Below are 12,790 nucleotides of genomic sequence, written 5' to 3' on the forward strand. Positions count from 1 at the left end.
GGGTGCAGAACCCGAAGGTCAGGACAGGGACGAAACGGAAAACGGCGAGGTAGCTAAACAGGGAGAAGACCAGGACACGCCAGAGGCCGGCGGGGGCGCTCCGCGCCCGCCACGCCCCCGGGTCTCCGAGGAGGACCAGGAGGAGAGCGAGCCCACGCCCCCGACCATGGCGGAGAAGGTCGTGGACCGGCTGCTGGCCGAGACCGCCCGGCTGGGTGCTCGGGAGCTGGAGAACCCGGTCCAGGACCGGGCTCACATGGTGGGGTTGGCCGCTCGCGCCATCGAGGGCGGGATGCACCCCGGGACGTTGTGGTCGATCGCGTCGGTGGGTCTGCACAACGTCCGACGGCAGTGGGCCCTGACGGGCCGGTTGGCCGACCCGAACGGGTTCGCGAAGGTCAAGCAGGCGGACTTCGGTGGCACCACCCTGGGAGGCCCCCAGGTGCCGATGTGCGGGTTCCACCCGCAGACCGCTCTCGATGGCAACGGTAGGTGCGCTCAGTGCGCAGAGGCTGACTACCAGGCCGCGCTCGCTCGCGGCGAGCTCCAGGAGTGCACTCTGGGCGCAGATGGCGTCTGGCGCGACCACAAGGGAACACCCCTCGACAGCCTGTACGACTTCGAGGGGATGACCCAGGCCGAGATCGGCCAGGCCCTGGAGGAGCGTGAGCGGGTGCGGGCCAGCCTGACCGGGGACGCTCACAAGGGCGCCACCGACGCCCGCGAGGCTCTGCGGAAGTCGCGGTCATCGGCCGCATTGAGGGCGCTCACGGCCCCAGAGAGCGACGAAGAGTCCCAATCTGGTGTTCCGGGCGCGGCCGGGGGCTCCTGACGCTTCACGGGCCGCCTGAGGGTCCCGGCGTGTTCGGGTGGAACGAAACCCCCAGGTTTACAGTGTAAACCTGGGGGTCGTTGTCACTCGCGAGGTTCAGCTGCGGCGTTGCTTGAACACCGCGCGGATCGAGTGTCCGGTGTGGGATTTGCGGTCGGGGACGACCACCTCGCTGACAAGCTCCCACCCCTTCGATCCGAGGTTGCTCAGCTGTCCGTTGTGGAGTCCGTCCGGGCTCGTCTCGATCCGGTACTCCCACCGCTCCTTGTACTCCGCCACGCTGCTCCCAGGGGGTTGAGGTCCGAGGTCTGCTGGGTGCTCTACCCGCCCGAGCCTACGAACGACCACGGACCCCCGCCGGCCTCTGGCGTGTCCTGGTCTTCTCCCTGTTGAGCTACCTCGCCGTTTTCCGTTCCGTCCGTGTCCTGACCTGCGGATTCTGCACCCTGTGGGTGACTGTCCACGGACGGACTGGAAGAAGGGTCAGCATCGCGGGGGTAACCCTCATAAGGGTTGTACCTCTGCGAGAGGGGGGTACTCCCCTCTGTGAGAGGGGGGTACTCCCCTCTGTGAGAGGGGGGGGTGTCCCCGAATGGGTCCTCAGGGGGGCCTTCAAGGTCCTGGGTTTCGTAGAGCGAGGGCTGCTGCTCGGCGAACTCGGCTTTGGCCTCGCGCACGTCCTTGGGACGCCGGTTCGGCGAGGACTTGCCCTTATCCGCGCGGGGCTTCTTGGCCTCCCCGATCAGCCCGATGATGTCGGGCCGGGTCTCAACGGTGATGGCGGGTCGCCCGAGTTCAGCCCGCATGGCGTTGACCCGCTCCAGGTCCTCAGCACCGTAGGCCGAGGCCGGGATGAGTAGCTCCAGGACCGTTGGCGGCTGCTTGGGGTTGTAGTGAGCTCCCGCTCGGTCGAGGACGTCCAGGCGCTCCTGGCCGGTCACCTTGCGCAGCACCTTGTGCTTGACGAGCGTCGGGATGGCCTTCTCGACCGCGCTGCTGGAGATGTGCTGGGACCGATCAGCGATGGACGCGTAGGCCAGCCAGCAGTACCCGCCGTCCGGGTCCACCACGTCCGCGATCGTCTCCACGACGGCGTGCAGAGTGGGGTTGGCGGTGTCGAGGTTCTTCGACGCCCACAGGTAGGGGTAGAACTTGATCTTGTGCTTCGCCCGCATGCCGACACGCGGCCGCGACGACGGGGTGTGCAGAGACACGTACGCCTTTCCAGGCGTCCTCCCCACCTACCTCTTCGACCTGTCGCACTCATTGGGTACGATGGTCACAGCTATCGAGGTCTAGGTGCGAGGACACCAATCGACTTCCGAGAAGGTCAGGAGCGCCAACTCCTGGCCTTCTTTCTTTTTGGGGCGGGGAGGGGTCCCCGCCCATGTGCTTCCTGGCCACTCTAGCCAGGCAGGGGCCCCGGACAACGAACTGTCCGGGGCCCCGTTGGGATCTACCAGGTTCTACGCGGCGTGGTTCGCCAGGGATCGCAGTTCCTCTACGTAGTCCTGCGCCTCCTGCTCGTCTTTGTACTGCTCGGTGAGTACCTGGCCCAGCTCCTGGCCGACCATCAGCAGCGAGGGAACGGACTGACGGGTTCCTTCCAGGGCCTGGTGCCCGTAGGTGATGGCCCCTTCCAGGTCTCCGGAGCGGGCTGCGACCACGCCCTTGGTCACGTAGGCCTCCGCAGCTCGCATGGGCGATACCAGACGCCCCGACCAGTCGGTGGACGTGGACAGAACTTCGTCGGCCAGGCCGTCAGCGAGCCTGTCGTTGCCGGAGCGTCGGAGGACGTCCATCGCGTAGAAGTCGTACTTCGCCGGGTCTACGACGAAGTGGTGTGACGGATCCATCGGCGGCGGCAGTTCTTCCAGCAGCGCCCGACCGCGGTCGAGAGAGACCTCGACTCGCCGACGGTCGCCGATGCGCGCCCAAGCCTTCGCTTGCTGGGCGTAGAGCTGGACGCTCACGGACTGGTGACCGGCCGCCTCGATGCCTTCTTCCGCTGAGGTCAAAACCGTGCGGTAGTCACCTCGGGTCAGCGAAAACCAGCAGTGCATCTCGTGGGCCCAGCCGACGACGTTCGTGTCCCCGGCCTCTTTGCCCAGGGTCAGTGCAGATCGTCGTGTGCTCTCAGCTGCTGGGGTGCGGCCGATGTCCTGTTCCAAGCACCCCACCAGAAGCGCAAGCGTCCCTGCCAGAGAGAGGATCTCGCGGTGCTGAGTCAAACTAACCCGCAGGTCCAGCAGGTCTGCCAGCCGCGTTAGCCAGGCTCGTCCCTCCGTCAGGAGTTGCTGGGCGCCCACCACCGGATAGTCCGAACAGAGCCGGTCCACCGTAAGCCTCAGGGACTCCAGGGTGGCCTGGTCCACGGCGGACCGGCGCAGTCGCGCCAGTAGATCGGGCGTGTCTGACCCGGGTGCAGCAGTGGTCAGAATCTCCTGCGGGCTGCGGGGGGTGACGAAGAAAGCGCCCGACACGGACCCGAAGAGGCTGGCGACCATGCGCTGGTACTCCGCAGACGGCAGCACACGACCGCTCTCCCACCGCTTCCACTGGTCCAGCATGGTCTGGAGAGGAGGGAGCTCTCGTGTGGTCTCGTAGCGGAGCCGCTCGACGCAGTCGCGCTGCGTCCAGCCCCGCAGATCCCGCTCTTTCTTGATCCTCCGCGCCCACGGCGCTATCTCGTCCATGTCTTTACGCTCTCCACCTCGCGCGGATTCGTCTAGGTGGCATCTGGGGGGCATCCTCATGCCCCCCAGATGCCTCTCGCTGCTCAGGAGTGCTTTCGCCACCGTGAAGTCATGCGATCAATCCGCCGACCACTCGTACTCCAGGACCCACTGGAACGTGGGCATCACATGCTGGGTGACCTCTACGGGAGTGCCGTCTTCGGTGTACGCGATGTGCAGCACGGAGTAGACGTGCTGGTCTTCCCCCAGACGCAGGAAGGAGGCTTCCTCCTCTGCCGGCGGGCGTGTGCGGATGCGTTCAGTGAACCGTGTGACGCGGTGCCCCAGCTCCTCCAGTCGGGAGTATGTGCCCCCCGGCCCGGTGTCCTCCTGCGTGATGGAGGTGTCCTTCGCGATGGACCACGGGACGTAGGACGTGGCGATCTGCACCGGCGTGTCGTCGGCCTTCATGTGCCGGTGTCGGATGGCTGCGACGTCATCTCGGCTGAAGTCGAAGATGTCCGCGATCTCCTGGGGCGGACTTACTGGACCCAGCTTCACCAGTTCGCTGCGAGGAGTGTGGCCCAGATTGCGGACCTCCGTCGCGAAGGCTCCCCGCGATTGCCCCTGTTCACGGGCTGTCTTCGTATAGCGAGCGGTCGCGTTTCTCACGATCGGCTTGATCTCGTGCACCACGGTGCCGGTCCCCCTCTCGATCCGGACGAGCCCTTCCGCGCGCAGTACCAAGATCGCGCGCTGCACGACTGGCTGGGACACGGTGAACTCCTCCGCCAGCGCCTTCTGCGGCGGCAAGCGGTCACCCGGGCTGTAGCCCTCTTGGGCTGCGGCGATGCGTGCTCGCATCTCCGTAGCGATCTCTCGGAATCGGGTCATGTCGGTGGCTTCTTCCCTTCGTCTCAACCCTTTATAGCAACCTGCTTGACATAGTATCTCTTGCGAGAGATAGTATCTCTCATGGGTCGCGAAGGAAACCCCCTTCGGAGTAGGACTCCGTTGCGTCCCACTTCTTTGACCAGCAGATATGAGGAGGAACGTGATGACGTCGACGCAGATGCTCGCCCAGGTCATCCAGACCACCGGCGCCACCCGCGCTGACGTCATCCGCGTGGCCACCTCCGGCGGGACCACCCGCACCGACTGGGCCATCGCTCACGCCATCGAGGCCGCCGGCGGTCGCTCCGCCTACGAGCTGATGCTCCTGGCGGGCCGCGAGGAGGAGGTCGCCCAGATCTGGGCCGACTCCCGCGACCAGACCCCCGAGGTCGCCCCCACGAACCCCAAGGCCAAGTACGACAAGACGATCCGCGTCTACCCCGAGCAGACCAGCCCGGAGGAGAACCGCGAGGTCATCGCGCACCACCCCGGCGACCCCGCCGAGGTCGTCGAGGACCAGGAGCAGGCCGAGGTCGCGAAGCTGCGCACCCTCGCCTGGGCCGCCATCGCGAACCTCACCCGCGCCACCAAGGACGCCATCGACCGCATGGTCAGCAAGTGGCAGACCCGGCGCGCGGTCCACGCCGGCTTCACGAACGTGATGCGCACCGCCCGCTCCACCCGCGCCGCCCGGCTGCGCGAGACCTACGTGGCCGCCGCCTAACCGACCCGCACCACCCGCTCCCACGCCGAGAGGACAGCTTCGCCATGCCCTTCACCGACCTGCCGCCCGAGTCCATCGACGACTTCGACTTCACCTGGACCCGCAAGCCCCGCCCCACCGCCGCCGACACGGCCGCAGCCCCGCACAGCGAGCTGTTCCTGCTCATCCGCTACGCCACCGCCCCCAGCGAAGCCGACGACGTCCTCGCCGCCCTCACCACCCGCCCCCAGGCCCAAGCCCTCCTGGACACCTACGAGCGCCTGGAGGCAGCCTCCAGCGGCTACGAGATCGTCCCGATCCCGGTGCACACCAGCGCGGCCGACGCCCTCGGACTCTGACCCACACACCCTGTTCCACCAGCTGAAAGGACACCGCCATGCTCATGTCCCCCGACAAGAACACTGTCTGCTCGATCATCAAGACCGCACGCGAGATCTGGAGCACCGCCGAGACCCCGGCCGGGCTGCTGGTCCGCCTCAGCCACGACAGCAGCGAGCTGGTCGCGGTCATGCTGCGGGCCAGCGGCTACACCGTCACCGAGATCGACGGCCGCACCGTCCTGGTCGGCGGCGTCGACCGCCTGGTCCTCCTCGAGGGGCAGATCGCGGCGCTGACCGCCGAACGCGACGCCCTCCTGGACGCCCGCCGCAGCGCCCAGCTCGAGGACGCGATGGGAGGCCCGTTCTGATGGCCGCCGCTCACACCGCACTCGTCGACCAGCTGGCCGAGATCGACCTCGCTGACACCACCCGCCCCGGAGGGGTCGCCGCCCGGGTCCAGGAGGTCAGCGCGATCATCCGCGCCGACCTGGAGGCCTACGCCGAGGGCCGCCTCGCGGACGTCCTCCCGATCACCACCGACACCGAGAACAGGAGCGTCGCCGCATGATCCGCCTCACCCACCGCCGCTGCCGCACCGAGACCACCGCTCTGGACGCGGAAGCCGAGATGCTCACCGCCCAGGTCGAGTCGCTCACCGATGACCTCCAGGCGGCCGAGCACGCCCTGGAGGAGATCATCGCCGCCTGCCGCGACCTGGAGTACGCCGCCACGGAGGCCGCGATCCCCGACGAGCTGCGCGAGCGGCTGCTGGCCCTGGCCGAGGTCGAGCAGCGGGCCGCCGAGGACGTCGAGGTTCTCACCGCGTGACCTGGGGGTGCCTGTGCTGCCCGGCCCGTCCTGCCGGGCAGTGCGGGGACCACCAGGGTCCCGACCTGAACTGCGATGCGAGGGAGCACCCCGTGACGATGACCGCTACCGAGAGCCGCGCCACCGACCAGCTCGTGACCTACTCCTACGTCCTCACCCTCCAGTTCGCCTTGGCAGGCGGGGGGATGAACCACTTCATCGTCGAGACCGGCGGCACCCTCGACATCCCCCCGGGCTACAGCCGCCACCAGGCCTTCCAGGAGCTGCGGCAGAGCATGATCGCCCAGGTCCGGGCGCAGGGCCACCCCACCCGTGGGGAGCCGAACACGATCTTCTTCTCCATCGAGCGCGACTCGCTCTGAGTCCACACCCACCCACGAACACAACGAACCCGCCCGGGCGGTACCCCGGGCGGGCTCTCGCACATCTGCCCACCTGCAAGGAGAACAACATGTACGAGCCCGAGCCTACCTTCGAGGACTACGACCTCGCCGCCTACGAGGCCGCCCTGGAGAACGCGGAGATCATCGCCGCGCACAGCCCCCGCTTCTGGGACGCCGACGCCGCCGAGCTGCTCCGGCAGGACCCCTGGGAGCACCCCTCCTGGGACGTCGCCGAGGCCTTGGCCGAGACCGGGTGGGACGACCCCGCCGACGCCGCCCGGGTCCTGGAGCGGACCGTGATCGCAGACCACAGGCTGCTCGGGCTGGCCGAGACCCCCACCGGCCGCCCCCGCATCCGCCCGGCCACCGAGGCCCTCCTCGAGGAGAGCTTCGGGGAGGAACTCCTCCACGAGCGGGTGCTCGCCCTGGTCCCGATCGATGCGGACGGCACCTGGCCCGCCGAGCAGATACGGGCGGAGGTGAGGGCGGCATGAGCGTCCTGACCTGGGCCCCCGGAGCGATCGTCTACTACCACTGCGGCGTCCCCATGACCTACGAGGACCTGCCCCGATCGGCCTACATCTGCCAGGTCTGTGGGGCCACGCAGTGATGCTCATCGACCTGATCGCCGTGGCCGCCCTCCTGCTCTGGGCCGCGGTCACGCTCGTGCTGCTCGCCCGCACCGACCACGCCGAAGCGCACCCCGTGGTGCGCCCCCGGCCCGCCCCGACCGCTCGTGACCAGGAAGGACCCCGATGACCCGCATGACCCGCCAGGAGCTGGCGGTCCGTGTCCTGCTCGTGCTGGACGCCATGCCCATCCCCGAGAGGCTGCTGCACCTGGTCTGCCCCGTGTGGGCGCCGATCATCGGCATCCTGCTGATCACCACCGGCACGAACTGGCTGATGTGGGTCTCTCTCCTGCTGGCCCTGGTCGGTACGGCGCGCAGCGCCGCCGAGATCCGACGTGAGGTCCTCGACGACGACAACTTCGAGTGGGAAGAGATCAGCCGCCCGTGAAGCCCGTGCACACCCTGCTCCTGGTCATCAGCGCCGCCGCGCTGGTGGCCCTGGCGCTGCTCGCCCTGAGCTGAGCGCGCCACCCCGAACACGACCTGAACTGGAAGGACAACGTCATGCTCTGGAAGAAGATCCCCGACCCGACCACTGTCATCGCCACCGCTGTGACGGCGGCCTCCGTGGTGTTCACGACCTGGTCGGTCTACGACCTGGCCACCCCCACCGTCCCGGCGCTGGTCGCGCTCGCGGTCGGCGCCGGCGTGGAGCTGGTCTGGCTGTTCGTGCTGGCCACCGAGTGGAAGAGGGCCAACCTCACCGGAGACCACAGCCGCGGACTCACCGCGACCGGGTGGATCCTGGCCACCCTGGCCGCCGTGGTGATCGCCGTGCACGGGGTGCTGGCCTCCCCGGCGCTGGCCATCCTCGCGGTGCTGCCGCTGGCGGCCAAGGCGGGCTGGCACTGGCAGACCCGCCAGAGGGCCGAAGAGACCCGGGCGCGGATCGAGGCCGAGCAGGCCGAAGCCGACCGTGCCGAAGCCGAACGTGCGGAAGCCGAAGCCGAGCGAGTCCGGGTCGAGGCCGAGCGCGCCGAGCGGGAGCTGGCGCTCTCGGTCGACCCCACGGACGAGGACGAGCGCGAGATCGCGAAGCTGCGCCGCCAGGCCAACGTCGCCAAGTTGAGGGCCGCCGCCGAGACGGACCTGACCACCGCCCAGGCCGAAGCCGACCGGTTGCGCCAGGAGGCCGACGCCGAGGCCGAGCGGATCCGCCGCCAGAGCGAGTCGCGGATGCGCCGCGAGGCGATCCAGAACAAGACCGAGGAGGAGTTGGCCGCGCTGGAAGCCAACGCCCGACTGTTCAAGCGCCGCCAGGAGGTGGAGGTCGAGATGGCCCTGACCCGTCCCTACGCGCTCACCTCCGGCACCACCCCCCGGGTGCCCGACGACGCCTCCGCCCTCCAGCCGGGCGGAGGCGGCACCCCCGGCAGCTGGGTGGCCTCTGGTGCCGGGTTCGGCGGGGCGATGGCCCACGCGGGCACGGCTCCCGCGCACGTGGGTGGCCACGTGCGTGGCTCTGACCAGCAGATGCCGCAGGTGCCGGGTCAGGTGCCGGGTGCGGTGGTGCACCACTCCTCCGCCGAAGCCGAGGTCAACCGCGCCCGGGTCGCGGAGGTCTTCGAGGTCCTGCACCAGGCGACCGGGGAGGCGCCCAGCATCGCGGCGGTCGCGCGTGGTGCCGGGGTCTCCGACCGTGCTGCCGGTCGCCACCTGCGTGCCGCCGGCCTGATCGACTAACCCGCTTCCCCGGGCGCCCGCACTGACCCTGCGGGCGCCCGGGCCCCGCCTTCCGGCGGGTGCGCAGACCCACCGCAACTAAGCGTTGCGGTGGGTCTGCGCACCACTCCGGTCCGGCGTGTGAACCGGCGACACCCCCTGTGGGGGTGAACCGGCGCCACGCGCCCCGGCCGTCCTGGTGCACCACGAACACCACTCAGTGAAGGAGGCCTGCATCGACCCACCCCGACGACACGCTCGGGCCCCGCCCGGGGCCACCGAAGAAGGGCCGCTACCCCGCACGTGGGTGGCGGCCCGCTCTCTGCTTCGAGGAGGACGATGACCCACCCCAACACCACCGGCCGCCACAGGCGGCCGACCAAGCACCGCCCCCAGGTGCGGCGCACCCACGAAATGACCCCGGACGGGTTCGCGTGGGTGTACCGGGTCCACTGCTCACCCGGCTGCGACACCGGCTTCGAGCCCCGCTTCGCCAAGAACGCGGCCGCCGCTGACCGGCTGGAGCACCTGGAGGAGGTGGCGCCGCCCGCGAGCGAGCGGTGCCGCGACCCGCACAAGCACCGCACCCGCCCCCACGACCACTGCCCGCTGTGCGCAGGCCAGCTGCCGCTGCCCGGCCTCGAGGGCCTGGACGCGGGCGGGGCGGTCTCGCTTCCACTCACCTGACCTGCATGATCACGACTGATGGGAGGGGCCATGGGTGCCCTGCCTGACCGCGAGCCCCCACCGGGGGCACCACTGCGCCGCCCGGAGGCGGCCCCGCCGCTGTTCGCGGTGCCTCGGCACCCGCAGGCCCCGACTCCCCCGAGCGAGGACCGGCCGTCTCCGGCCGACCCGGCTCCGCGGCCCACGACCCCGGCCGCGGAACCGCCGCTGGCCGAACCCGCCCCAACACCGGAACCGGTGTCGGCTGAGCCTGCTCCGGTGGTCGAGAACGACCGCCAGGACCAGGGCCAGGTCCAGCGGGAGCCGGAGGAGTTGGAGGACTTCGGCCGGGTGTCCGAGCCCTGGTGGGCGCGGTTGCGCCCGCCGGATGTGTGGGACACCCCCGCCCCGACCCTGCGCGAGGAGATCGCGCTGGCCCGGCGGGGCGATCACCTGCCCCAGAGCGGCCCCTGGCGGGCCGCGGAGATCACCCGCACCAGCGTCTCGACCGCGATCAACGCGGTCCTGCTGCTGCTGGTGCACATCAACCGTTCCGCAGCACGCCAGGCGGTGCTGCTTGCGTTCATCGGCGCGCTCGCCCTGGTACTGGCACTGCGCTGACAACCCCCCAGAAGAAAGGAGAACACCCATGCTCGGGTTCCTGTTCGGATCGACGATGTTCCTGGTCATGCTCGGTGCGCTGGCCATGATGATCCCCCTGCGCAAGCACAAGAAGTTCAAGAAGGTCACCAAGTGGTGCGTCTTCGCGTGCGCCCTGATCGCGGGGTCGGCCGCCGCGCTGTGCTTCGTCGGCCAGTGGGCCGGGATGGCCATCACCGCCGTGCTGAGCGGGGTGCTGGGCGCCCCGGCCGGGGCGGCCGGAGTCATCGCCCTGTTCTTCCTGCTCGGCGCCGTCGTGGACCTGCTCGACGGTGAGCCCGATGGGGGCGCTCGGGTGGCCGCGCTGGTGCTGCCGACCCTGCTGGCGATCACCGGCGGCGACCTGGGCATGTACGGCGCCCAGGCCACCGGCACGGTCTCCGATGCCGGTGCGAACCTGTTCGGCTCCCTGATCGGGCTGGGGTGAGGCGCTGATGGAGCTGTTCATCATCATGGCCACGATCGCGTTTGTTTGCCGGGATCCGGCCGGGACGCTCAAGGAGGCCGCGAACTACCGGCGGGCCCAGGCCGACCGCGACAAGCTCCGTGGTCGCGGCCGGAGCGGTCGGCGTCGTCCGGGGTCGGGGGCGATGCGCCGCTACCTGGGCACCGTGTGGGAGGACCAGTGGGAGCGCGCGATCGAGCGCTACCCCGAGCGTATGAAGGCCGCCCAATCCCGGCGGACCAAGCGCCGGGCCAAGCGCGCGGCCACCTGGGAGAAGGTGCAGGATACGGCCGGGAAGCGGTGGGACCGCCGGATGGGGCTGGAGGACTTCGAGGGCCGCGAGGAGGAGCCCGAGATCGATCCGGTCGAGGGCGAGTTCCCTTGGCAGACCCGCCGGCGGCGGGAGGAGGAAGCCCGTCGCGAGAAGGACGACACTCCTGTTTCTGAGGAGCAGCCGGTCCCCGAGGACGAGGACCCCCAGGCCCGCATGGAGCGCCTGGATCGCGAGCACCAGGAGTGGATCGAGCGGGTCGAGAGGGCCTCGCGCACGCTCAAGGAGCGGGAAGCGGCGGAGGAGGCCCGCCAGGCCGAGCGTGAGGCCTGGAAGCGCGATCTTGATGAGGTCCAGCAGGAGCTCCGTCGGCAGGAGCGCGAGCACGATCTCCGCGAGCGGGAGCGGGAGCTGCGGGAGCGGGAGGAAGCGGAGATCCTGCGCCGCAGGGAGGAGCTCCTCCAGGACCAGGCGAAGGAACCGGAGCCCGCTCAGGACCCGGAGCCCGCACCGGCCGAGGAGCCCGAGCCCGCACCGGACCCGGAGCCCGCCCCGGTCGACTTCTGGGGGCGCCCGGTGCCCTATCCCAGTGCCTGGGAGCTGCACGAGTGGAGGCTCCGGGACGCCATCCACGAGTACGGGCGCGGCCGCCCCTGGGAGCCCCCGCACCCGATCGAGGAAAAGGCCGCCCTCAGCTCAGTGGTGGACCTGGACCAGGAGCGCCGCAAGCGCCAGCCCGAGACCACCGAACCGGCGCCATCGCCGGTCACCGAAGAGAAGGAGACACCCATGCTGAACCTGTCCGACGCCGCTTCCCTGGGAGCGCACCTGGCGTCCCTGCGTGAGTACGGCACCTACTGGGACTCCACCTGCACCGCCAAGGAGCAGCTCGCGGCGGGGATGACCGCCGCCGATATGGGTGAGACCACGGTGGCGGCGGTGGACGCCTCCCGCGCCGCCTACGCCCACGCCGCCGCCCAGGCCCGGGCGGCCGCCGATGCGCTGGAGGCGGCCAACACGCGCGTTGCTGAGGCCCGAGCTGGCTCGCCGGACGCCGCTCACGGCGAGTACCTCCAGCGCCGCTGACCGAGCCACCGACCGCACTGAACCAGGAGAACGAGGGAGCACGATGTTCAAAGATCACCAGGGCATGAACGTGACCGTGACCGAGGTCCTTCAGGACACGATCACCGATGCGATGGACCGGGCGGCGGCCACGCTGGAGCCGCATGTGCCGGAGGAGGAGCTGTCCGAGGGCGAGCGCCAGGCGCGCCGCGAGAAGGAAGAGCGCGAGAAGGAAGAGGACAAGGACGAGCGGTCCGCCCCCGACGCGGCCGACGCGGCGGATGAGGATGCTCCGGCCTCGGGAGGGTCCACCTCCGACGAGGGGGGCGGGTATGTCTCCTCCGCTGGTGACGCCTCCTACGGCAGCGACATCGCGATGATGAGCGAGGAAGTCGAGTACACGGAGAACACCGTCATCCCGCACTACGAGCTGCTGATCAGCCAGGCCGAGAAGGCCGGCAACGGGCCCAAAACGATGCAGGCGCTGCGGGCGGGCCTGGAGGCGGCCCGCACGGCGGTGGGGGCCAGCCGGGAGGCGATCGCCAAGGTCAGCACCACCAACGAACCGGTTCGGCAGGCCCAGGACGAATCCGCTGGTGAGGCCGCGCTGGATCCGGACTACTTCCGCGGCGACTGACCCGAACCACGAGAAGCCGAAACACCGCCCACACCAGATGGTGTGGGCGGTGTCCGTTGGGGGTGCCGCCCCGACGCTGACGAGGCAGGCACCCCGA

At 69.8% G+C, this 12,790-nt stretch carries 20 protein-coding genes and 1 other RNA gene; 17 read left to right on the top strand and 4 right to left on the bottom strand.

What is annotated here, in order from left to right; genetic code table 11:
- Positions 1 to 166: 166 nt before the first annotated feature.
- Positions 167 to 832, top strand: coding sequence for a hypothetical protein (locus BDW27_RS25645; RefSeq protein WP_110052296.1), 666 nt, complete (start codon positions 167 to 169; stop codon positions 830 to 832).
- Between the two features lie 96 nt (positions 833 to 928).
- On the opposite strand, the gene BDW27_RS25650 is transcribed toward BDW27_RS25645, so the two are convergent.
- From BDW27_RS25650 to BDW27_RS25665, 4 genes are all read right to left on the bottom strand, one after another.
- Positions 929 to 1,111: a hypothetical protein gene (locus BDW27_RS25650; protein WP_110052188.1), complete on the bottom strand. Its 183-nt coding sequence runs from the start codon at positions 1,109 to 1,111 to the stop codon at positions 929 to 931.
- 41 nt (positions 1,112 to 1,152) lie between these two features.
- On the bottom strand, positions 1,153 to 2,007 hold the full coding sequence (locus BDW27_RS25655; protein ID WP_146223302.1) for a hypothetical protein: 855 nt from the start codon (positions 2,005 to 2,007) through the stop codon (positions 1,153 to 1,155).
- Positions 2,008 to 2,298: 291 nt separating this feature from the next.
- The gene (locus BDW27_RS25660; RefSeq protein WP_233515933.1) at positions 2,299 to 3,528 is read right to left on the bottom strand and encodes an XRE family transcriptional regulator; all 1,230 of its coding nucleotides are present in this window, start codon (positions 3,526 to 3,528) and stop codon (positions 2,299 to 2,301) included.
- A gap of 117 nt (positions 3,529 to 3,645) precedes the next feature.
- Positions 3,646 to 4,401 (bottom strand): GntR family transcriptional regulator, encoded by a 756-nt coding sequence (locus tag BDW27_RS25665; protein WP_110052192.1) that lies wholly within the window; start codon positions 4,399 to 4,401, stop codon positions 3,646 to 3,648.
- 163 nt (positions 4,402 to 4,564) lie between these two features.
- Here BDW27_RS25665 and BDW27_RS25670 point away from each other — a divergent pair, with 163 nt between their 5' ends.
- From BDW27_RS25670 to BDW27_RS25740, 16 genes are all read left to right on the top strand, one after another.
- A complete protein-coding gene (locus tag BDW27_RS25670; RefSeq protein WP_110052194.1) occupies positions 4,565 to 5,125 on the top strand; it encodes a hypothetical protein in 561 nt (186 codons plus the stop codon).
- A 44-nt stretch (positions 5,126 to 5,169) separates the two neighbouring features.
- A complete protein-coding gene (locus BDW27_RS25675; RefSeq protein ID WP_110052196.1) occupies positions 5,170 to 5,463 on the top strand; it encodes a hypothetical protein in 294 nt (97 codons plus the stop codon).
- A 38-nt stretch (positions 5,464 to 5,501) separates the two neighbouring features.
- Positions 5,502 to 5,813: a hypothetical protein gene (locus BDW27_RS25680; protein ID WP_110052198.1), complete on the top strand. Its 312-nt coding sequence runs from the start codon at positions 5,502 to 5,504 to the stop codon at positions 5,811 to 5,813.
- On the top strand, positions 5,813 to 6,013 hold the full coding sequence (locus tag BDW27_RS25685) for a hypothetical protein (RefSeq protein WP_110052200.1): 201 nt from the start codon (positions 5,813 to 5,815) through the stop codon (positions 6,011 to 6,013). The genes BDW27_RS25680 and BDW27_RS25685 overlap by 1 nt, the downstream gene beginning before the upstream one ends.
- The gene (locus BDW27_RS25690) at positions 6,010 to 6,273 is read left to right on the top strand and encodes a hypothetical protein (RefSeq protein WP_110052202.1); all 264 of its coding nucleotides are present in this window, start codon (positions 6,010 to 6,012) and stop codon (positions 6,271 to 6,273) included. Before BDW27_RS25685 ends, BDW27_RS25690 begins: the two co-directional genes overlap by 4 nt.
- Before the next feature lie 92 nt (positions 6,274 to 6,365).
- Positions 6,366 to 6,635 (top strand): hypothetical protein, encoded by a 270-nt coding sequence (locus tag BDW27_RS25695; protein WP_146223303.1) that lies wholly within the window; start codon positions 6,366 to 6,368, stop codon positions 6,633 to 6,635.
- 89 nt (positions 6,636 to 6,724) lie between these two features.
- Positions 6,725 to 7,150 (top strand): hypothetical protein, encoded by a 426-nt coding sequence (locus BDW27_RS25700; protein WP_110052205.1) that lies wholly within the window; start codon positions 6,725 to 6,727, stop codon positions 7,148 to 7,150.
- A gap of 115 nt (positions 7,151 to 7,265) precedes the next feature.
- Entirely contained in the window at positions 7,266 to 7,415 is a 150-nt protein-coding gene (locus BDW27_RS27310) for a hypothetical protein (protein ID WP_158543607.1), read from the top strand.
- Positions 7,412 to 7,675 (top strand): hypothetical protein, encoded by a 264-nt coding sequence (locus tag BDW27_RS25705; protein ID WP_110052207.1) that lies wholly within the window; start codon positions 7,412 to 7,414, stop codon positions 7,673 to 7,675. The genes BDW27_RS27310 and BDW27_RS25705 overlap by 4 nt, the downstream gene beginning before the upstream one ends.
- A gap of 116 nt (positions 7,676 to 7,791) precedes the next feature.
- On the top strand, positions 7,792 to 8,970 hold the full coding sequence (locus tag BDW27_RS25710) for a hypothetical protein (protein WP_110052209.1): 1,179 nt from the start codon (positions 7,792 to 7,794) through the stop codon (positions 8,968 to 8,970).
- Positions 8,971 to 9,288: 318 nt separating this feature from the next.
- A complete protein-coding gene (locus tag BDW27_RS25715) occupies positions 9,289 to 9,636 on the top strand; it encodes a hypothetical protein (protein ID WP_110052210.1) in 348 nt (115 codons plus the stop codon).
- 258 nt (positions 9,637 to 9,894) lie between these two features.
- The gene (locus BDW27_RS25720; protein WP_110052212.1) at positions 9,895 to 10,236 is read left to right on the top strand and encodes a hypothetical protein; all 342 of its coding nucleotides are present in this window, start codon (positions 9,895 to 9,897) and stop codon (positions 10,234 to 10,236) included.
- A gap of 28 nt (positions 10,237 to 10,264) precedes the next feature.
- Positions 10,265 to 10,702: a hypothetical protein gene (locus BDW27_RS25725; protein WP_110052214.1), complete on the top strand. Its 438-nt coding sequence runs from the start codon at positions 10,265 to 10,267 to the stop codon at positions 10,700 to 10,702.
- Positions 10,703 to 10,709: 7 nt separating this feature from the next.
- A complete protein-coding gene (locus BDW27_RS25730; RefSeq protein WP_110052215.1) occupies positions 10,710 to 12,077 on the top strand; it encodes a hypothetical protein in 1,368 nt (455 codons plus the stop codon).
- Between the two features lie 43 nt (positions 12,078 to 12,120).
- On the top strand, positions 12,121 to 12,693 hold the full coding sequence (locus BDW27_RS25735; RefSeq protein ID WP_146223304.1) for a hypothetical protein: 573 nt from the start codon (positions 12,121 to 12,123) through the stop codon (positions 12,691 to 12,693).
- 14 nt (positions 12,694 to 12,707) lie between these two features.
- Positions 12,708 to 12,787: hammerhead ribozyme type II (locus BDW27_RS25740), an RNA gene on the top strand.
- The last annotated feature ends 3 nt before the right edge of the window (positions 12,788 to 12,790 follow it).

Origin of the sequence: Nocardiopsis sp. L17-MgMaSL7, from assembly GCF_003182025.1 — a bacterium.
Taxonomy (GTDB): domain Bacteria; phylum Actinomycetota; class Actinomycetes; order Streptosporangiales; family Streptosporangiaceae; genus Nocardiopsis; species Nocardiopsis prasina.